Raw genomic sequence first — 21,071 nt, 5'->3', positions numbered from 1 at the left:
AGGGGAGAAGCCTCTGGAGTATGAAGATGTTGCTGACTTCATCAAGTTTCCATTCAATTAGTTTCCCCAGCGAGTGGGGACACTGAAGCAGAACTGGCGGATACGAAAGTATTGTTTCCATTCAATTAGTTTCCCCAGCGAGTGGGGACTGAATCAAATCCAGGATGAATACCTCCGAGAAATGTTTCCATTCAATTAGTTTCCCCAGCGAGTGGGGACTTTTAATTCTAATAAATGAGTTCCACACGTTAGGTCGAATAGTTTCCATTCAATTAGTTTCCCCAGCGAGTGGGGACTCTAATGATAAAGCCCAGGAGTTACTAACACTTCTTCGTTTCCATTCAATTAGTTTCCCCAGCGAGTGGGGACTCGAGAAATAGCGGAATCGAAGATCGATTATATTATGTTTCCATTCAATTAGTTTCCCCAGCGAGTGGGGACACTGAACCAGGAAAACCAATGGGCTACTTTAAAGATTCTGAGTTTCCATTCAATTAGTTTCCCCAGCGAGTGGGGACTCTAGATATCTCTCTCTCAAACATTGCGGTTCTTTCGTTTCCATTCAATTAGTTTCCCCAGCGAGTGGGGACCCGATCTCCGGGGCGCTGACCTCCGGGGCGCTGACCTCGTTTCCATTCAATTAGTTTCCCCAGCGAGTGGGGACTCTATATTTGAGTTACACGAACAAAAAAGGAAAGTTTGGAATGAGGTTTCCATTCAATTAGTTTCCCCAGCGAGTGGGGACTCCCTCCTTCAGGAGGAGATCCTTCGGGCGTTCGCCTGCCTCCCAGAGTTTCCATTCAATTAGTTTCCCCAGCGAGTGGGGACATACTTTCGGAGATAAAACATCAAGAGTTTCATATCCGTTTCCATTCAATTAGTTTCCCCAGCGAGTGGGGACCAGAGGCTCGGCTGTACGGGGGCATAGACCTCCGAGCATTAAAGTTTCCATTCAATTAGTTTCCCCAGCGAGTGGGGACTCCCTCAAACATGCTGGACTTAGCGGCCCAGGTGGCCTGTTTCCATTCAATTAGTTTCCCCAGCGAGTGGGGACTTAACATCTGCCCTCAGGAGCCAGACCGTGAAGGTATGTTTCCATTCAATTAGTTTCCCCAGCGAGTGGGGACCAGGAATGGCAGAGCGAGGAAATCTTCGAATTCGTAGTATGGTTTCCATTCAATTAGTTTCCCCAGCGAGTGGGGACTCAGCAATTCAGATCTTTCAGGTGTAAACCTCTCAGGGGTTTCCATTCAATTAGTTTCCCCAGCGAGTGGGGACCCGCGAGCGTCCTGCTTTCTCTGAAAGACACCTTAACGTTTCCATTCAATTAGTTTCCCCAGCGAGTGGGGACTCTCCGGGGAGCCAACCTGAGCGGTGCGATCCTCGACCGCGCCTTCTTACGTGGTGTAGACTTACGGAAGGCGTTTCCATTCAATTAGTTTCCCCAGCGAGTGGGGACGAGTGACGCATGCTTAGAGGGTGCCGATCTCAGCTGTTTCCATTCAATTAGTTTCCCCAGCGAGTGGGGACCGACGGCTCGCGGCGGTCGAACAAGGAGTTCTATCGGGGAGGTTTCCATTCAATTAGTTTCCCCAGCGAGTGGGGACCTCAGGATCAGAATAAGGTGAAAATTGACGTTGATGTCAGGTTTCCATTCAATTAGTTTCCCCAGCGAGTGGGGACCCAATCTCGAAGGCGTTAATTTAGAGGGTGCAAACATCGAGGGTTTCCATTCAATTAGTTTCCCCAGCGAGTGGGGACAATCCTGCACCTTTTGATGATAGGCCAAAGCCGAGTTTCCATTCAATTAGTTTCCCCAGCGAGTGGGGACGAGAAGCATGAGATTAAACCTAGTCCGATGGGATAGTTTCCATTCAATTAGTTTCCCCAGCGAGTGGGGACCCCCTCTATTGAAACCCTTATGCGGTCAGATGTCCAGAGGCGGTTTGCGAGCCTCAGCCATTTTGTCATGACATTCGGCCCAAAAGAGAGGAGGGAAGAAGGCTCAAAGGCTTGACAGACAAAGGATCGAGGCTCGTAACGAAGATTGGGCATTTCAGGGATTTGAGACGAGCCTCGCAGGAGAGTCAGACAATTGTAGAACCGGGCATTTTCCATAAAGGCGGACCGATGCCCCAGGTTTCGACTTGAGCGACTGTATGCCGCGAAAGAGGATAGAATCGAATACTGTCTTCATCCAAATTAAGTTGGCAACGCAACCGTTTTTGGAGTTCTGCGTATTTGTCAGAACTGAGCCAACATTCAAAGGTCGAATACTGTACCCATTGTCCGTATCCTTCTAACAAGTCGTGGATTTTCTGACGCCGCTTATTGTCTGGAAGGTCGTAAACGATAACATACAACAACATTAGCGAATTTGGTAGGCAACATAAGGTTGTTTCACGGGGTCATAAACGAATTGTTTGAAAGCTTTGACCTGTTGATTGAGCAAATCCCATTTCGGTTGACTTTCCCCAAACTCATCGGTAATAGTTTCCTCCATCCGTTTGACAAAAGCTTTCAGATATTTAACTCGTCCGACATCATTGAGATAACAGCCTCCATTGTGGTAAACAAAATCATCACGAACGTCCATCATCTTGCGATTAATTAAATACATCACGAACGCATCAATGAAAGGAGCACGAAATTCTTCGAGTAAATCGGAAGCCAAAGCCGCATGAGAGCGATGACCTTCGTGCAAACAAGCAACATAAGGATCGAGTCCGTGAACTTCAATCAAAGCCAGTAAGTGATTCCACAAGACTTGATAGCCAAAACTCAGTAAGGCATTGACGGGATTTCCGGGCGGGCGACGAGAACGATCTCCAAAAATGAACTCATCAGAACTGAGACAATCGCCAAAAGCTGAGAAATATTGAGCGGCTCCCGCTCCTTCCAAACCCATAATCCGGGGGATGTTGTCGGCTTGACGTACTTTTTCGACGAGTACGGCTAGGGATTGAATCACCAAATCTAAAGAAGACGAAGGTTGACGGCGGTGTTGTCGCATCAAAACAGTACGAGAATTACGCAATTTGGTGCAGACGATTTCGCGAGCGACTTGCAAGCGGTCGCTAAGGGTGAGGTCGTCTTGATAGCGTGCGAGTTGTCGGTAGCCCCGTTCGATGGGCAAAATGCGCCCGTAGCAATATCCCATGCGAGACAGGTAGACGATGGGAATATTGCGCCAGAGACAAGCCCGAATCACTTGGGTCGTCACTTGCGATTTGCCGAAAATCAAAATCATTTGGAGCAAGGGAAGTTGTACTTCGGCATACAGGGTCTCTTGGCGCTTAACTCGCACGAGTTGGTCATTCAAGGATAAATAACACCCTTGCTCGGAAACATACAGCGCTCTCATTGGTGGTCGAGGTGGTTGGGGTGGCGTTGTCCGAGAGCCGAGTCATTCTCCAAGCTGGCTGCAACCGAGCGAGGGGGATGACTCGGTTGCAAATAACGAACGACGACATCGGCAAAGGTTCCGGTGAAGAAACTGGCGAGGGTAATTAAAAAAGTATTGCCAATTACCGCAGCTAACCCTAATGGGGCAATCAGCAAAATGACTAACGTAATCAAACCATTGAGAGCGGCAACAGAAATGTTACGAACCAACGCGGAACGATAAGTCAAGTACATTAAGGTACTCCTATTTGATTGGTAAAAAGCTGGAAAGAGGCGCGTAAAGATGCCTCGATGAGATGAAGGGGGGGAGGCGATCTCATGACAGTAGAGAATGGCGATCGTCTTCCCCAAAAAGCGAAAAGTGAAAACTAAGCGAGTTGTGCTTGGGCTAATTCATTTTGCAAAATCTCTAGACCCCATTGGGAGAGAGTTTACACGAATTAATGGTAAATTATCGATCGCCCAATAACTGATTAAAAAGATGCGATCTTCTCTCGAAGTCGATCGTGTAGTTGAGCCATAAAACTCGCTTCCTCAAGGGAAGAAAAAGGTTCTGCAAGCTCATCTTTAGCGATAAAGTTAAGACAAGCCAATAATCTTGCTTTCCAATCTATTTCTGTTGCAGTATTCCAAATTCCGAACAATTCAGATTCTTGTAAGCCATCCAACCGATGAAATAAGTTATTTCTTTCGCTTTTAGCAACTTCCCAAACAACTTTTATATCTGGATGATTCTTTGCTTCGGTTCGAGCTTCCTTAAATAAGTCATATAAAGGATCTCCATATAAACCGATCTTTTGATGCCTTTCAAACTTGTGTTTATTGGGCTGAGAAAGTGAGTTGAAATAGTTGGGCAATTCTTGACGAATCGAGATTTCGACTTGAGGTCCATGGTTTGGATCTCTATAAATATGAGACTGATAACGTTTTTCTAGAAACTTACTAATAGAACCTTCTGCAGCTCGGAAACTGTGAAACAAAGCATCAACTGTACTTCCTTGTTCGAGACGCACGACAGCAAGATAAGCTGATTCATAGCCAGATTGGTACCAAGGAAATTCTTTGATTTCCAGTAATTTACGTTTTTGGACAATCGTTTTAAATTTCTGAAATTCTGCAAAATTCCATTGCTCAGCCGCATCTAGTAAATACTTAATGGACTTAGCTTTTTCATCCAATGAATCGGCTGTCAATCCTAAAATATTCCGAATACCAGCATAATTATGCTGCTCTAATAATGCTTGCGCTTCTTGACGTTGAATTGCTCCTAGATAAGTTGAGCGATAAATTGTACGAGTTTGCTGAGTATACTCATTGCTGACAAGAAACTGTACGTTATTTCGGAAACGAGCCAAGCTCATAAACTGAACGGCGGAAGAAATTGCCGGAGTTCCTGCTTGATGACTGACATAAACTGTATCCGGCTCAATTTTGATGGCATCTAATTCAGTTTGAACGAGTTCTAAAACCTTATTCCAATCATCTAACCCCGGTTGTTCGTCAGGAGTTAATTTTAAAGTCATTAACTCCAACTCCACATTGGGAAACTCTTTCTCAAAATAACGTTTGAGAATGGGTTCTAACTTGCAAGTATCATCCCAGTAAGGGGATTTTATATCCTGTCGTTGTTCTTCGCTACTAAAGATTTGAGATTGATCGGTAAGCAATAACGCGATCTTATTAGGAACGTCTATGCTTTGGAGCCTTTTAATAAACTTACTCAACAATGGAAATGTTAAGTAATCAAAAATTTCTGTTCGGGTGTCTTCATCAGAGAGTTCATAAACATTTCCCAGCACTCTAGATGCAATTCGATAATTCTCATCCTTATCTTCAAAAGCTCGCTTGGGTTCAAAAACAACACTATAGCAATGTTCATTTTTAATCCCATCTTCATACCAATATGACCAAATTTCATCACTCATTTCTCCCTGACTTCTTCCTTGCTGTTTGTTAGTTGCATCGCTATGGAGTTGAATGTCACTACTGCCAATCGTTACAATCCACAAATTCATAACCTTATTCTCCCCACAATAATTGAAAATTTTCAGGATGAGTATGCAAAAACTCTAAAAACCGATCGCATTCTTTAGAGTTATCTGGAAAAATTGTAATAAGTTCCAAATAACGACAAGTATTTTTGACAATTGGCTGTTTTGGATCTTCAGGATTCTTTTTGACCAGGATAACAGGATACATTCGATGCCAAATTAAGCTGATTTGGCCAAGTTTTCCGGTTACCGATGACTTGTAGATCGAGCCTTCTGACTGTATACCTTGAATTCTTTGTTGATAGGACTTGTGAAACCAATGTACTGCTACACTGTCATCCATATCCTCTGCGACACGACCCCAAACTTGAACATTCCTGGGATGCCAAGCTTCTCGCCAATCGCTAGCCCATTGGTTTTCATTGAGCGGCTGATTTTGACATTGAATCCATTCTCTCGCAGTATCTCGAACCCGATCTATAAATTCAGCGATTTTTTCTGTTCGACCTACTTTAACATTGCGTCGTTTTGTTGATTTGTCTAACCATTGCCAATGACAACCAATTAAAGCTTTATATGTGTCCTCATAATATTCTTCAAAGAATATTCGATGATCGACACGGCGCCATGATTTGCCAAAGCCCCCAAAAATCATGGCAAATTGCATTAATCTAGCGACTAGATTTTTTAATCTTCTTTCTTGGTTTGGGTCGGCAATTGGTCGAGTTAGAAACCAAATAAGTTCACCTTTTACATCATAAGTAGGTTGAGCGTATTGACCCGAACCAAAAGATTCAATTTCCAGTTGTGAAGGTTGAAATTGAAATCCTAAGAGTCCGACGGTCGGTTCATTTCCTTGAATGCCTCCAAATAAATGTTGAACTAGATTTTGTGCCGTGCTTTCATCTGTCAAGCCTCCAAAAATTCTTAAAGCATGACCTCGAAGTGCCGCCCGAAAAATATTAGGGCGAAATTCTCCAGTTTCATCAATCAATTTAGCGGCTTGGCCTTGACCTTTTAGCTTGGCTTTATAAAGAATACGATGAGATGTTTGATTGATTTGACCGTACCCCCCAGAAACTTTTGACCCCAATCCAGAGGCGATCGCTTTTTCCCAAATCTGCCAAATTTGTTCCCACTGTTGCGAGGACAACGGCTTAGCACTGGAAATTGCAAACCTTAAAGTGGGTCGGTCTAGAGAAATTTGAGCATATGCACTTTCCCCATTTGGTTTCTTGTTAGTGTCAGGAGTTATGACTTGCCAACCTTGCTGAGGGTGAACTAAGTCAAGTAAACCTTCTCTCCAATCGTTGGTAGGATAAGCACCTTCAAACCTCAAACATCCTGGGGTAATATCTGTTTCATTACCACAATAAATATTGCAAGTTCCTTCCGGAATTTCTCCTAGTTGTTCTGCCTGTTCGCAAGCTTGCCGAAATGCACCTTTCATGCTGCTCCCTGGGTAAAAAGGGATTCCCGAAGCGCCAATGACAGGACGAACGATCCCATCATCTTGCCCCCCATTCGTCACAAAACGCCAAGACACTTGATAAGACTTCGCTTGAAATGTTTCAGTCTCTACATCCCGTGCATTTTCTTCTGGAATGAGTTGTGATTTATCTGTCCATTCACTAACCCACTTTTCAACGTCTTGCGCTTCACGCGCTTTCTTTTTATCTTTGTCGAGATATTGTAATTGAGAACGCCCGGGAATTGGCGATCGAAACATCATCGGAACTTTTTTATAGGCATCAGGAATCTGTCTCATTTTTCCCTCCTTTATATCGTTGAGTCCACCAAACTATGCAATCGCAAAGTTGAGTTAGGACAGCTAAAGTAACTCGTTGGTCCTCTAATGATAATTTCCAAAGTTTTTCAGACATACTTTGAATTTGTTGTGTATTGTCAGGATTGACTCGATCGTTAGGAATTGTCACTCCTGCATTTTTCATGATTTTCTGTAGTGCGTCCCATGTTTCCTTCCAGAAAATCGATTTATTTTTTTCTTTACCAGCCAAACGCAGATGTTCGCCCCAAAATCGTTCCAAACCGTAAGCAACTGCCATCCGCATTTTATAAGATTGATTAAGCGACTTTGAGTCGCGTTCCCGTGCGGCTAAAACTAACTTTTGAGCTGCGCGATCGAGTTCGTAAGATTTCCAACCCATTATTGATAATCTCCTGCAAGAGATACAAGACAACGGCCAAACCCAATTGATTCCAAGCCACCAAAATATAATTCGCAAGAGTTTTGCTCTTCATTAAATGGCTTCCATCCCTTTTCTTTCAAGGCAATGGGGAACACGAGGATACTCCCTTCGGGCAAGGCTTCAGTATTAAAAAAAGCTCCCTTTTCAGTATCAACTTTTTTCATGTCATCTAACAACTTTACCCGACTTTGACGATATAAAGCCATATCATGCAACATCGCAATATCGTTATCGTGAACGACCACTAATTTATTAGCATCTAAATCAGTTCCATGAGGAATCCATTGAGATAGATTCTCTTCATTTTCAATTTCTAGAAATCCTAAGTTAAAAAATAGAATCTTCCCACGATCTTGCATTTGTCGCCCTTGTAATCCTCTTTGTGCTGTATAAGGAGCGGGGACATTTTCATCGATGCCCGCAAGACGCTTAAATCGTTTTAATAGAAGAGGACAACTAACCCAGACGACAGGTTGACCGGGGCAAAAAACAGGAAACCACACTAACGAAGCATATTCAAATTTAACTAAGGCTTCAGTTGTTCCACCATCTTGACGACCTTCAACCGCTTCATGTCCGTACCACCTTTGTTCTTCTCCAGGGTGACGGCTTCTCATGTCTGCACGAAATCGTCCCCGAATTGAGCTACCTGGAATGATACCCGTTTGTGTAAATTGATCGCGGAAAATTAAGTTGAGATTTCCGGTTTCTTCTCCAGCAGTAGCTCCAACATGAAGCGGGGCTAGGGTTTCAATAATTCCGTAGGCTTTGTTGTACATTACTGAGGTACTCCTTGAATCTTTACAGGCAAACACAAACTACATCCTAGATGTTTCAGTGGAAATCCTTCTTTAGGGAACCACTCATCAGGAAAATCCCACCAATTCATATTTAAGGGATGCTTGAAAACATAAACGCTTCCAGGAGGCATTGCATAACGACCTCGGCTTAATCTTCCTGTCTTATATTTTTCTTCTCCTTGTTCTCGATCTTTTTTATTGTGACCCAAACGATAACGATAAGGAATGGCTTTATCCGTTAACAATTTCATTCCTTTGCGTGGAAAACTTGCATGTTTGGGATAACGATATGACAACTTATTAGATCCCCATACTCCAGGAGTAATTAAAGCACAAGCATGTTGGATTTTTTGCTCTAGTAATAAGTTGATTTTGTGTTTTTCAGGCAAGAGTTGTGTTTCTAGTTCTACTAGATGCCCTTCCCCACCAAAACGATACCATCCATCAGGAATTTCGTAATTGGATAAGTAAACTAGACAGTATTGTCGATCCAACTGCACGGCATTTTCCAGGAAGAGTCCATCTTGTTCTACAACATGCCGTTCGTCAGCTCTGATTTTAGGATGCAGAAACGAAACAAATTCCCAAGGAGCTTTAGCAATAGCTTGAGTTGTTCCTTTATTTTTATGTAATTGGTTAGCCGAAAACTCCCAATTATCAATTAACTGCCAACTATATTCTGGCTGTAAATCTTTATTGTTCCGATGCCACTCATGCCGCCCCAAACACCATTGAGTATCCGATGAGCTTTCAGATTTTCCGCTCTCAATAGGTTGGCCATTATGTTTTTTTTCAAGAAGAGTCCATTCGTCACTATCATCATCTCCTAAAATTTTATACCAAGGAATGGGTACGTAAAACTGTTTGGGAGTATCTCGATTTGCCCAAAACGGACCGGTGATGACTAAATTTTGTTGAAGTTGTTCATGGTCGATAAATTGATTCTCTCGATTAGCATTAAAGAAAAGTCCGGCAACCGTAGCTGCATCTGGTGGGAATTTACTTCCCGATCGCCCCACTAAATTTTCTGGAGATAAAAATGCTCCAGCACTACCATACATTAACCCCAAGGGAGAAATCGTAATTAAATACTCGAACTTCGACATAGTTGCCATCCTATTTCAATCAGGTCATCCAACCACTTAACTATTGTTTCATCGTCGATCTTTCCAGTCAAATAAACCCACTTTCGCTGTTTACGAAACCGATCTGCTGCATTATCAAAATATAAATCAAATAAAGATAAGGCAATATCTTTAACGATCGGATTGTTTTCAGTTGTTTGCAAGCGAATTGCATGACGAGCTTTTAATTGCGCCCAATCGCTGTAAATGTGATTCCAATTGGCTTCTGCTCCTGTTTTTTGATTGCGATCGCGATATTTGGTTAAAATATCTAAATAATCCCAAGGACAAGTCCATTGCACATATTGACCACTATTAAATACCACACGAATCGTCACGCGATCGCGCCCTAAACTCTTTGCCCGTTTCTCGGCTTCCCGACAATGTTGTAAAATATCTCGTTGGGGAACTTGATGCCCAGCCCATACAAAACCCACACTAAAGGTAAACTGAAGTTTTAATCGATCGTCAATATCTTTTTGTAACTGTTCCCAATAAATTGGTAGCTTCCGTAACCATTCAAAAGCATCGCTCGGTTTGATTTTCAATGCGTTTTCCTGGTTCTTGCTTTCTTTACTATATAAAACTCCTAAAAAATCATCGCCACCTGCGTAAATAACGCGCATTTCTCCGGCTGTAAATGAATCGGACTGCTTTTCAAATTCTTTACCCCAGTTTCTCATAAGGTCGGTAAAGGTTTTTAAATTACGATCGCCCTCTTCTAAATTGTCAGGGTTACGAGTGGCAAGGATTTGTAATTTGTCTCCTACTTTATCCCCATCCCCCATAAACCAAGCTGTCCAATATCCAGCATTACGATTAATATCTTTGAACTCTGGATCGTTTTTAGTTGGTTTAAGTTTGACCATGTCGATTTCATCGGCAATAGCATCGTAAGTAACTAAGCGTTTAACTAATTCGGGAATACTTAAACGTTCGTTAGGTGCAATATATTTACCAATCTCTTCTGGCTTTGACTCTTCATAGTCTCTGAGTTGTTGTAAAGATAAATGAGGTTTCCCTACTCGATAGTCTGGATTATCCAGTAACCAGGATAAACGTCGGTAGAATAGTTCGAGGGCGTCTTTTTCTTCGGGGGTGAGCGATCGCCCCGGATCTTCACCTTTCTCTAATGTTCTTCCTAGCTGATGCCATGCGATCGCATCCGTTCCGGTTAAACTCGAACTTTCGCCCATCCAATTAATCCCCGTCCAACCTCGTTTTAACTTCCGAGTTTCTAAGTCTTCCATTGCGCGATCGACAGAGTTACCATGTCCCCAGAAAATTTCCCAGGTATAACTTTCCCAGCGCTCCCATTCTCCTTTTTGCTTCCCTTTTTGCTCTTCGGTTTGCGACCAAGAATAATTATCTTTGGGAAAACCCAAATTCTCTTCTATCCATTCTCGACAAATAACTAAAACTTTTTTCCATTCATCCAACAAAACTTTTTCAACATCATTACGCTCGAATTTTCCTTTAATGAGGATCCGATTAGGCATCCCTTTTTGCAAATTCGGCAATCCCGGTGAAATAACTTCCAATCCCTGAGATAATGCTGATTCTACGAGCTTAGAGCTTAAATAAGACAGGACGATCGAAGCTCCATATAAATCTCGTAATTTCCGTGACTTTTCAATAAACCCTTGTACTGGAGCAAATGTAATGGCAGTATATTCAGTCATGAGCTTAACTTTTAGATGGTTTTAATAGATGTTTGGCAACTGGGGGCGTGGATGGCATCATTGATGATTTGTAGATAGTGCCAAAATCCCTCATCACCGCGTTCGGTATGATCATGCAATGCTTTCAACGCCGGATCGTGTAACAATCCCCAGATTTTTGCTTGCCAAAAAGGTTCCTTACTCATATCCTTATAGTTAAGTAATCGCCATCCAGTGAGGGCTTTACCCCTCTTCCCCTTTGACGGGTTTTAATCTCATTTAATTCTCTCCCTCAAGTATAGACTTTCTATTCCCGCTTGTCTTTAATTTCACAATATTTACCAATTTTTCTTTCAAGCGGGTAATGTTTCTTTACGTCTGGGGTTGAAGGATTCTCGTAAGAAAGAGATCGATATTATCTTTTTTTTGGAAAGCGGCAATAGAGAGGGGAGAGGGCGAAATGGCCAAAAAACCCAGTATTCATGCTTATTCGGATCGCACGGCTTTCGAGCGATTGATGGTGTTGATGGCCACCCTAGTGCGTTATCCAGGGGTGGGGGAATGCAAAATCAAGGAATCGGAGAAACATCGCAATGCTCTCGATGCTGTGCGAGCGAAAGTCTTGGAGTTGGGGAGTGAGTTTCAATGGCCGCCGGATTATCCAGCTCCGGCAACGTTACGCAAAGATTTAGAAACCTTACGCGATTACAAGATCCTCGATCGCCGCATGTATCGTTGGGGTTACTATCTCGGCACGGGCGCCATGACCTTAGAAGAATTGCAAGTGGCATTGCATGCTTTAGCCTCTCAAGCCCAGTATCAAGCCAATCCGATCGCCCGTCGCGTTTACCAACAAGTCAGCAAAAGATTGCGCGGTTTAGATGTAGAAGCTCAAGGGAAATTGTTCTATCCCGTGCGCTCCCATCTCAATCGCACGATAGTCGAAACCGACCCGGAACATCTGCGCGGTTCCAGACGAGATACCCTTTTCGCTCAACTCGACCGACTCGAAACCGCCATCCTCGACGGTCAAGCTGTCGAATTATCGCGCTCCCTCGATCTTTACGGTCGCGATCGGTATGGTTCTACCCGCATCTGGCCGTTACAATTGATTTATCACGATATTGCTTGGTATCTGGTTTACGAATATGTCGAAACCGGACAACTCGCCGTCAGTCGGTTGAATCGCTTCCGTAACTATTGCCGATTCCTCAACCAGCAACGTCCTCTCACTATACAAGAACAACGTTTAGAGGCGGCTCATGGGTTACTCGAAAACGGATGGGGTTTGTATTTAGGCGAACTCGACGAACAACAAGCCGAACTCAATGGCACCTTAGAACCGATCTCGGTGAAAGTGCGCTTTTTCCCTCCGGTCGTCAATTTCATTCTCGAAGGCGAGCGTCGCCATCCTCATCAACACATCAAACTCGGCCCCAAAGATCGACAAGGCGAGCATCAATATGTCGATTATTCTCTTCCCTTACCCGAACGTTCCTTAGAAGAGTTCTTGCTTTGGGTTAACCGTTATACCGACCGTGCCAAAATTCTCGCTCCCGAATCTTTGGCTCAACGACACCTACAATCCGCCATCAATTTACTCGCTCGTTACTCCTCTACCCGCGATCGCGAGTGAACGTTATTCTCACTTTCTGCTCGACGGTTAACTCTTCCGATCCCTCTCGATGAGTTCGAGGAAGAGAGCGGGGGCGATCGCCCCTCAAAGATCTTGAAATTGTTTGGCTTTTCTGAATGTGCGATAAATATTCTACCCTTTTCTTTTTATACTAAGCTTCAAAAATAATGAGAGAGATCGAGGCTGGGAACACGGCAGTGCCGTGTCCTTACAGGCGATCCATCTCCATCGAGGTTTTAGAAAAATGGTATTAAAACGGATCGACCCTTGCTACAGTATCTCGATCGCCTCAAAAAGAACGTCGGGACTCTAACAGACCCGACCCCGAACCCGTCAGAGTCCCGACTCCGATCTTTTTTAGCGAGAGGACTTGGAAAAATCCCGAACAGATTTGGACGCATCGAAACCGCCCGTTCGCATCAAGCGGTCTAATTCGCTCGGATCTGGAGACACTTTCTCCGCTTCTTCCAAAGCAATCCGACCCGTCATCACCTTTTGATACAGGTCGTTGTTCATCACCTGCATTCCTTCGTGGGTGTCCGTTCGCATTAAATAGAATGCTTCGTCATCTTCTCCCTTAAATAAATAATCCTGTATTGCCGGAGTGTTGATTAAAACATCGTGAATGGCAGTCCGTCCGCCCTCTGTAGTCGGAACCAGCAGTTGGGCGACGACGGCGGCGAGAGATTCGACGATTTGAATCCGCATCGACTGGTGATCTTCCGGCGGAAAGAGGTTTAACAGGCGGTTGACCGCGTTGATGGCATTGCGAGTGTGCAGGGTTCCGAGGACGAGGTGACCCGTTTGTGCCGCTTGCAGGGCCGTATTGATCGTAGTGCGATCGCGCATTTCCCCAATCAAGACAACATCCGGGTCTTCCCGCAAGGCGGAACGCAAACTGCTGTGGAAATCGTGGGTATGCAAACCGACTTCACGCTGACTGACCAAACATCTTTCTGAGGCGTGAACGTATTCGATCGGATCTTCAATACTGATAATGTGCTTGTAAGCGTTTTCATTCAAATGGCGAATCATCGCCGCCAAGGTGGTCGATTTCCCCGAACCCGTCGGTCCGGTGACCAACACCAACCCTTGGGAAAGCGAAATAATTTTTTTCAAAACAGGAGGTAAGCCCAACTCCTCAATCGAGGGAACGTGCAAGCTAATTAAACGCAGGACGATCGCCCCTCCGGTGAGGGTCTCAAAACAGTTAACCCGACAGCGTACTAAACCGGGGTAAAAAATGGCCGTATCCAGTTCCTTATTTTTGGCAAATTCTTCTCGTTGTCTGGGGGTCAGAATTTCGCGCAAATATAACTCGAACATATCCAGGGTCACTTTAACCTGGCCTTCTGCCGGATGCATTTGGCCTCGAATGCGGAAACGAGGAATTTCCCCCACCCGAATGTGGATGTCCGAGGCTTTGTGGGCGTAGGCGTGCTTGACCATTTGCTTTACTAAAGTCGAATGGCTGCCTTGCCCGAGTTCTGCAGGTTTGGACGTTGGAGTTTTTGGCATTCCGCTAATCGGTCGGCCTCCCGGCGGTCGCGTCGGCGGCGGTTGCGGTAGGGGGACGCGAGGTGGCACCCGAGATTGAACGTTGGCAGAACTATTATTGTTATCCATGATGGCACGAGCCTTTCCAATGACTATGCTGGGAACGGATGGAGAAATGCGTATAAATACTTTTTCCTGAAATGCACCCTTCTCAAATTGTCATCCGTAGATTTACTGATATTTTAAAAAAAATTTCAGCAGTTGTTGGATTCCGTAATCTTTTTTAATCCGATCGCCCCTAAAATTCGCCCCCGATTCACCCCCTATTTGCCCCTTAGAGAAAGGAGAGGATTGCATGTTAAAAAAACTGAGAATTCGCATTTCTGAATCGTTAGAAACTCGCTGGGTGACTCCGGCTTACGCTGGATGGCTTCTAGGGTCGCTTTCTCTGTTTTTCTTTGCCGCAGCCACCAATACAATGGCGGGGTGGTTGTACGTCATGAGCGGGGTGAGTTTTGCTTTATTGGGTTTGGCAGCCGTTTTACCGCCGCGTTCCCTAAAATCCCTCGTGGTGACGCGATCGCCGATCGAACCGATTAGCGCCGGAGATTGGCTCAATATCGAATTAATCGTTGAAAATCCGACCTCCAAACCGAAAACCCTGCTCCAAGTTCGCGATTTGATTCCCTTTGTTTTAGGCGAACCCCAACAGGGAGTTATCGAAGAAATCCCCGCCGGGGGAACCTATCCCTGGACCTATTCCCATCTCGCCCCCCGTCGCGGCATTTATCGCTGGCATGAAATCCACTTGCGGACGGCCACCCCATTAGGCTTATTCTGGTGCCGACGATCGCGCCAGGTGCCCGCCCAGGCGATCGTCTATCCCACAGTCCTCCCCCTGAACACCTGCCCCTTGGTCGATCGCCTCGGACGGGATGACAGTTTCCTGGTAGAGAGCGATCGCCGCGCCGCCATGGCGAACGAAGGCACCACCCGCACCCTGCGCCCCTACCGCTTCGGCGACCCCACCCGCCTCGTCCACTGGCGCAGCAGCGCCCGTTACGGCGAATTGCGGGTGCGCGAGTTGGAAGTGACCACCGGAGGTCAGGAACTGATTATCGCCCTCGATACGGCCAGTGCGTGGGAACTTGAGAACTTCGAGCAAGCGGCGATCGCCGCCGCCTCCTTATACTTCTACGCCAGTCGCGCCCAACTCAACGTCCAACTGTGGACCGCCGATACCGGATTGGTCAAAGGTAACCGGGTCGTCCTCGAAGCCCTCGCCGGGGCTAGCCCCCACGAATCGGTCAACCACGGCGACCCCCCCGATTTACCCTTAATTTGGCTCACCCAAAACCCCGACCGTTGCGATCGCCTCCCGGAAGGGTCGCGCTGGATCGGCTGGTCCCCAGACCCGGACAACCCGATCGCCTTTAAATCCCCCTATTCCGGATTATCCATTCAAGGCGATCGCCCCTTGCAAATGCAATTACAAGCCGCCATCTCCTGACTTCCCCGAAGGGCGCGCCTTCCCCCTTCCCCCTCGGGGGACACCCGAGAAACTGGCCCGTACCGTCGTGGCGATCGCTCCAACCGCGACCCTACAATGAAAAAAACGGTTCGTCATTTCTCACATTAACCCATGAACCCAGCCAATTCCCGTTTTTATCGTCCCGTCGCCCCCTGGAGTGGTCGCCTGATTCTCCCCTTTTACGCCGAACGTCGCCCCGATGGCGGCGTCTTCATCCTCCTGGAAAATGCCCCCAAAGCTTACCGCCACCTCCTCGGTCAATACCTTTGGGTGAGATGGCACCCCCAATCCCGCCATCGAACTTGGATCGATCGCGCCACCATCGACCTCCGTTTCGATGAAGTCACCTGGCAGACCATGGAAAAAATCGGCACCTTTCACCCCACCCGCCTCGATGGGTGGAAGCAAGTGAGTCCCCTCGAATCCCTCGCCGGAAGTCGCGCCGACGACGACGTGCGCGTGCAACTCGATGTCGTCGAAGTGCTACAGGACGGTCCCCTCTGGGTGGTCGAAATTGACGACGAACCGATCCAACTGTCCGGGGTCAAAAAAGCCCTGATTCAATTTATCGCCCCCGCAGGCGAAAAGCGCTATCGAGTCGCCCATTACAACCCGAAAACCGAGGGATTCGATGCCTCCTCCGAGGTCATGAGCTTTCCCAAAGCCGGAACCGTTTACGCCGTCGATCCGGTAGAACAAAGTTCGATAAAAAATATTGAAAAATCGCCCTTAAACGATGGGGGATGGTACGTTTACGGCGACTTTGACGAGTCGGGAACCTTTGCGGTGGAGGCGATCGAACCCGTGGAAGCACTGCAACTCGGGCCGACGCGCATGGTGACGGGTCGCGACGAAACGTTAGATTATTTTTTGGATACGAAGTGGGAACCGATGCCCGTCGGTCAAGTGCGTCAGACTCTCGTAGATAATAACGGGGCGATCGTTCCGGAAACCGAGAGGACGCCGGAGTATATGAAGCGGCGCACGCGCGAACTTTGGTATAAAGGGGATACGGCGTTAGTAGTGCATACCTTCGGATGGCGCGGCGGGAAACGGGGCAGAAACCTGCCGTTCGGTTTCGTGACGGGTCATTTTTCTTTCGGGTTTGCCACTGTCGTAACCGACGAGTTTACCGGAAAGTTGCGCTTCGATCTGGTTTACCGTCAGATTTACGCTCACAACCGCAACGCGATCGTCTCCGGGGCGCAATATTGGCACCAGTATATGGGGAATTTGGAGCGCGGCTGGATGTATACGATCGCCGTCTCCGATGTCGTCGTTCGGCTGCCGGAACTGACGGTTCCCTACGAATTGGGCGATCGCACGTTCGATCCCCTCGGGGCGATCGTCCAGCAGTTGGCGTTGATGGCGGCGCGCTACCGGACCGGACCGGGAAATGGCGCGTCCGTAGTCACTCCCGCCACCTCTTGCGTCAAAGATTCCCATCAAGCCCTGTTTGCGGCGATCGCCCAACTGCGCCAGGAAGTGTTCGCCGATCCGACGGTGAAACAGTGGCTGGAAGCCAATCCCAAGGATTTTCACGTCGGGCGTTTTCGTCGTTTGGAAGCGTTGTTAGACGATGTAGAGCGATCGATGTTGATTCCCCTCGGTTACGTCCCCAAAGGGTGGCGCGGCGATAACGAAGATGTGGCGATCCATCGCAACGGCAATTTCTTAGACTTGGGGGCGATGAAAGAGGCATTGTTGGCTTGGAAAACGATGTTACCCCGTCGCGGCGAAATGGAGTTGATGCGGGTTCTCAACCGACATGGGGCAACTTCGATCGACTGTCAGTGTGCCAAAGTTGGCGGCGAAGTGCCGGATATCGAACCCCAAGCGCCGACGGTGATTTTATAGGGGTCCAGGGGCGATCGCCTCTCGCTTCCCTAGGGCGAGACGCGATCGAGCTATTCTAAGTAATAAATTTTTTATTATATTTTAAGTTTTATCGTTGCGCCCCCAACTTATACTAAAGACGGAGATCGAGACAGACGACCGCAAAAGCATTTTAGATCGTCACTCACAATTCACAATTGAGATCGCCTCATCAGATCGCCTCACCGGTTCGGGAATTCGTCGTCCGGCGATCGAGGTGTCGGTCTCTCTCGTGAATAGGGAAGCGCGATCGCGTCAAAAAAGACAGACAAATACGGCAGCAAATAGGGTTTTTCCCACAATCGGCGACGCTGCATTCAGACCACGCAACCTGTCATTCCCACTTACGCGAGAATCGATCGATTCATTCCGTACCTTAGACCATTCAAAATGGCTAAAATCCCATGAAGACTATTTTTAAAAACATCATCTTTTTCTCAATAAGTTTCGGTCTTTTAGGCGCAAGTCAAACAGCTTTCTCCAGCGACCTACCCCAAGCCGATGCCAATGGAAATTATTCCGGTAGAACGAGTCATTTATATTGGCAAGTGACCGATCCCGATCCCAATGGTTTGAATTGTCGCGGGGATGGAAGATCCGGTGCAGAAATGAATACTGCTTTTTATTACGGAGAGAATGTCGATATCGGAGGACTACCCGTTCGCGGAACCTTTCAAAATGGCGAAACCTTCAAAGCTTATGGCTTTCCTTCTGGCTGGACGGTGACTAGGGATCGACAAGATAAAACTTGGGTTTTTGTCGATCGCGCCCTCGATGCAGGCGGACCGAAAAACTGCTATGTTCGTGCCAATCGCAACTTTATTCGACCCATTCGAGAACCGCAAACCACAAGTCAAGCCCCCGCCTTACCGATGACCATTCTATTAGATGAAGGTGTCGCGCAATTAATTGTCCCCAACCGCGACACGACCCAATCAGCTTATGGTGGAGACTTACGACTTTACGACGTTCATATTGCCAAAATGTACGAGGTTACTCGAATTTTATGCGATCGCGGTTGGTCTCCTGGTGTTTCTTGGTATTATTTTGCTGGGGGTGGCAATATCGACATGGGCATGTTTGAAATTAGTTGTCGCGAAGCGAGAGCAATTGCTTCTGAATTTGAATTGAGTTATACCGAAACGACAACCCTCGTCTATAGTATAGGCGAACGGCAATCTCGAACTCAATATCAAGAGATTCCCGTCCTCGATTTAGTCGGATCTAAAATTCCAAAATGGTTGGATTTCGTCCAAACTGTTCGCCCAGTTCAATAGCCGATCGCCTCACCTACATTGCAATTGTATTCCCACGGAAAGAACAGCTTAACTGAGTGGATTAAGTCCGTAAAATTGACAACTCCAATATTGGAAAAAAATGAGTATTTTTCCAACCGTAGAACTACGTTGGTTTCATTCCGGAACGCCACCGAAAGCGATCGCCGATTGGTTCGATCTCCGATGTCCGGGAGGCGATCGCACCCCGCCAGAAACCCGAGAAGACCTCTATTTATTTCTTCCGGGTCACGATTATTTTAACCTCAAACTCCGACAAGGACGCTTAGAAATTAAATGGCGTCAAAATGGGGGTGGGTTAGTTCATTTTGGCGATCGCTGGCAAGGCTATGCAGAATTTTGGGAAAAATCAATTTGCGAAGGACTACACGCCAATTTGCCCAATTATGTATTGAATAACGGACGTTGGATCGGGGTAGAAAAAACGAGAGTTCAGCGTAGATATGCGATCGCGAACGATCGCGAGATCGCCCCTATTTCCTTCTCAGAAATGAACGGTACGGGGTGCAATTTAGAACTGACAAAATTAGCGATCGACGGACAACAATGGTGGACTTTGGCGCTAGAAGCCTTCGGCGAAGCCCCCCTACTCTGGGATAGTTTAGAGATTGTAGCTACTCATTTAAGCCAGACTTATCCCGATAACTTACACTTATCCCGATCTGCTTCTTTTGCCTATCCTAAATGGCTGGAAGTCGCGATCGCCGCCTAATGCCTAATTTTAAGACTTAAAAAGCCTATTAAGCCCATTAATTTTAATCTTCATCTACAGAAGAAAAATTTTCAAACCATCCCCGACGCCAAAACAAGAAAATTAGAGACAAGGCGATCGCGATCATCACCAACCAAACCATTGGATAACCCCAATACCAATTTAATTCCGGCATATTCCAGGGCGATCGTTCGGGATTGAAATTCATTCCATAAACTCCAACCACAAAAGTTAAAGGAATAAAAATTGTAGAAATAACCGTTAGCAATTTCATCACTTCATTCATCCGATTGCTAACGGAAGATAGATAAACATCCATCAATCCGGCGGCTAATTCCCGATAAGTTTCGACCATATCCAAAACTTGAATAGCGTGGTCGTAACAGTCCCGTAAATAAATCCTGACTTCCGGAGTAATTAAATCACTACCATCCCGAATTAAATTATTAATAGCCGTTCGTTGCGGCCAAATTGCGCGCCGCAAAGCGAGTAAATCTCGACGAATTTTATAGATCTTTCCTAATGTTTTCGGCGTAGGATTGGCAACAACTTCATTCTCCAAATTTTCGATTTGTTCTCCATACTCTTCGAGAACGGGAAAAAAACCATCGATAATGGCATCGATGAGGGCATAAGCGAGATAATCTGCTTTGTATTTGCGAATCGTTCCTTTATTAAAGCGAATGCGATCGCGTACCCGGTCAAAACTATCGTGTTTCGGTTCTTCTTGTACGGTTAATAGATAGTTTTGACTCAAAACAAAACTAACTTGCTCGCTAATAAATGCTTCGTCATCCGGATCTTCTTTTTCTTCGTTAAGCATCACCATCCAAGCAATAATAACAAGTTGAGATTCGTAATCTTCAACTTTCGGACGTTGGGGAACATTAACAATATCTTCTAACAGCAAAGGATGTAACTTAAAAACATCTCCCAACCGTTGTAAAACTGCTTCACTTCCCAGACCTTGAACATCTACCCACGAGACGGACTGACTCTCTAAATAGGGATGACAGGCGTCAGGAGTGGGTAGAACTTTCCGCGTTGCTTTGCTTTCGGTGTAGTCAATCAGGACAATCGTTGAAGGGGTTGCATCTTCTTCAATATTGAGCGTTCCTGGCGCACTTCCCGGTTCGTCGTAGAAGTAGTCTACATAAGACTCTTCCTCCTCTTCCGGGGCGACAATATCGGGCAAGTAATTCGTAAAAGGTATATTTTTGTCTGACATGGGAAACCCAATTGAGTACATCTACCACTGAGATTTTAGGCAATTATTCAGTCATTTGGTGAAATTTTGTTGATTTTTCAGCCTTAATATAGCGTTTTTATTGAAA

Annotated in this window: 17 protein-coding genes and 1 CRISPR repeat array (1 of these 18 running past the window's edge); of the genes, 5 read left to right on the top strand and 12 right to left on the bottom strand. The window is 46.0% G+C overall.

Annotated elements, in window-relative coordinates; genetic code table 11:
- Nucleotides 1-1,902: a CRISPR direct-repeat array (repeat unit 36 nt; unit sequence GTTTCCATTCAATTAGTTTCCCCAGCGAGTGGGGAC) (it extends 188 nt beyond the left edge of the window).
- Between the two features lie 185 nt (nucleotides 1,903-2,087).
- The 10 genes from cas2 to HCG48_RS14610 all read right to left on the bottom strand — a co-directional run bounded on the left by cas2 (nucleotide 2,088) and on the right by HCG48_RS14610 (nucleotide 11,397).
- The gene (cas2, locus tag HCG48_RS14655; protein ID WP_168569825.1) at nucleotides 2,088-2,369 is read right to left on the bottom strand and encodes a CRISPR-associated endonuclease Cas2, Ssr7093 family; all 282 of its coding nucleotides are present in this window, start codon (nucleotides 2,367-2,369) and stop codon (nucleotides 2,088-2,090) included.
- Nucleotides 2,369-3,364 carry a CRISPR-associated endonuclease Cas1, Slr7092 subtype gene (locus HCG48_RS14650; RefSeq protein WP_168569824.1) on the bottom strand — a complete coding sequence of 332 codons (996 nt, stop codon included), beginning with the start codon at nucleotides 3,362-3,364 and terminating at the stop codon, nucleotides 2,369-2,371. The genes cas2 and HCG48_RS14650 overlap by 1 nt, the downstream gene beginning before the upstream one ends.
- Nucleotides 3,361-3,639 (bottom strand): CRISPR-associated protein Csx18, encoded by a 279-nt coding sequence (gene csx18 / locus HCG48_RS14645; protein WP_168569823.1) that lies wholly within the window; start codon nucleotides 3,637-3,639, stop codon nucleotides 3,361-3,363. Before csx18 ends, HCG48_RS14650 begins: the two co-directional genes overlap by 4 nt.
- A 239-nt stretch (nucleotides 3,640-3,878) precedes the next feature.
- Entirely contained in the window at nucleotides 3,879-5,420 is a 1,542-nt protein-coding gene (locus HCG48_RS14640) for a hypothetical protein (protein WP_168569822.1), read from the bottom strand.
- A 4-nt stretch (nucleotides 5,421-5,424) separates the two neighbouring features.
- A complete protein-coding gene (locus HCG48_RS14635; RefSeq protein ID WP_168569821.1) occupies nucleotides 5,425-7,164 on the bottom strand; it encodes an RAMP superfamily CRISPR-associated protein in 1,740 nt (579 codons plus the stop codon).
- Nucleotides 7,148-7,564 carry a hypothetical protein gene (locus HCG48_RS14630; RefSeq protein ID WP_168569820.1) on the bottom strand — a complete coding sequence of 139 codons (417 nt, stop codon included), beginning with the start codon at nucleotides 7,562-7,564 and terminating at the stop codon, nucleotides 7,148-7,150. Before HCG48_RS14630 ends, HCG48_RS14635 begins: the two co-directional genes overlap by 17 nt.
- A complete protein-coding gene (locus HCG48_RS14625; protein ID WP_168569819.1) occupies nucleotides 7,564-8,385 on the bottom strand; it encodes an RAMP superfamily CRISPR-associated protein in 822 nt (273 codons plus the stop codon). Before HCG48_RS14625 ends, HCG48_RS14630 begins: the two co-directional genes overlap by 1 nt.
- Nucleotides 8,385-9,521: a type III-B CRISPR module-associated Cmr3 family protein gene (locus HCG48_RS14620; RefSeq protein WP_320415739.1), complete on the bottom strand. Its 1,137-nt coding sequence runs from the start codon at nucleotides 9,519-9,521 to the stop codon at nucleotides 8,385-8,387. Before HCG48_RS14620 ends, HCG48_RS14625 begins: the two co-directional genes overlap by 1 nt.
- Nucleotides 9,491-11,212, bottom strand: a complete 1,722-nt coding sequence (locus tag HCG48_RS14615; RefSeq protein WP_168569818.1) for a Cas10/Cmr2 second palm domain-containing protein — start codon at nucleotides 11,210-11,212, stop codon at nucleotides 9,491-9,493. The genes HCG48_RS14620 and HCG48_RS14615 overlap by 31 nt, the downstream gene beginning before the upstream one ends.
- Nucleotides 11,213-11,223: 11 nt before the next feature.
- Nucleotides 11,224-11,397, bottom strand: a complete 174-nt coding sequence (locus tag HCG48_RS14610) for a hypothetical protein (RefSeq protein ID WP_168567320.1) — start codon at nucleotides 11,395-11,397, stop codon at nucleotides 11,224-11,226.
- Between the two features lie 254 nt (nucleotides 11,398-11,651).
- Here HCG48_RS14610 and HCG48_RS14605 point away from each other — a divergent pair, with 254 nt between their 5' ends.
- The gene (locus tag HCG48_RS14605) at nucleotides 11,652-12,827 is read left to right on the top strand and encodes a helix-turn-helix transcriptional regulator (RefSeq protein WP_168569817.1); all 1,176 of its coding nucleotides are present in this window, start codon (nucleotides 11,652-11,654) and stop codon (nucleotides 12,825-12,827) included.
- A 357-nt stretch (nucleotides 12,828-13,184) separates the two neighbouring features.
- On the opposite strand, the gene HCG48_RS14600 is transcribed toward HCG48_RS14605, so the two are convergent.
- Entirely contained in the window at nucleotides 13,185-14,453 is a 1,269-nt protein-coding gene (locus HCG48_RS14600) for a type IV pilus twitching motility protein PilT (protein WP_168569816.1), read from the bottom strand.
- 226 nt (nucleotides 14,454-14,679) lie between these two features.
- Here HCG48_RS14600 and HCG48_RS14595 point away from each other — a divergent pair, with 226 nt between their 5' ends.
- From HCG48_RS14595 to HCG48_RS14580, 4 genes are all read left to right on the top strand, one after another.
- Nucleotides 14,680-15,834 (top strand): DUF58 domain-containing protein, encoded by a 1,155-nt coding sequence (locus tag HCG48_RS14595; RefSeq protein WP_168569815.1) that lies wholly within the window; start codon nucleotides 14,680-14,682, stop codon nucleotides 15,832-15,834.
- Nucleotides 15,835-15,966: 132 nt separating this feature from the next.
- Nucleotides 15,967-17,712, top strand: coding sequence for a hypothetical protein (locus HCG48_RS14590; protein ID WP_168569814.1), 1,746 nt, complete (start codon nucleotides 15,967-15,969; stop codon nucleotides 17,710-17,712).
- Between the two features lie 422 nt (nucleotides 17,713-18,134).
- Nucleotides 18,135-19,007 (top strand): hypothetical protein, encoded by an 873-nt coding sequence (locus HCG48_RS14585; RefSeq protein WP_168569813.1) that lies wholly within the window; start codon nucleotides 18,135-18,137, stop codon nucleotides 19,005-19,007.
- A 100-nt stretch (nucleotides 19,008-19,107) separates the two neighbouring features.
- The gene (locus tag HCG48_RS14580; RefSeq protein ID WP_168569812.1) at nucleotides 19,108-19,737 is read left to right on the top strand and encodes a LamG domain-containing protein; all 630 of its coding nucleotides are present in this window, start codon (nucleotides 19,108-19,110) and stop codon (nucleotides 19,735-19,737) included.
- A gap of 43 nt (nucleotides 19,738-19,780) precedes the next feature.
- Here the strand turns inward: HCG48_RS14580 and corA are convergent, their stop codons facing one another.
- Nucleotides 19,781-20,965, bottom strand: a complete 1,185-nt coding sequence (corA, locus tag HCG48_RS14575; protein ID WP_168569811.1) for a magnesium/cobalt transporter CorA — start codon at nucleotides 20,963-20,965, stop codon at nucleotides 19,781-19,783.
- Nucleotides 20,966-21,071 lie beyond the last annotated feature (106 nt).

It is taken from the genome of Oxynema aestuarii AP17 (assembly GCF_012295525.1).
In the GTDB taxonomy this organism is placed as follows: Bacteria; Cyanobacteriota; Cyanobacteriia; order Cyanobacteriales; family Laspinemataceae; genus Oxynema; species Oxynema aestuarii.
The sequence above is the reverse complement of the archived record's forward strand: the minus strand, read 5'-3'. Positions and strand labels throughout refer to the sequence as shown.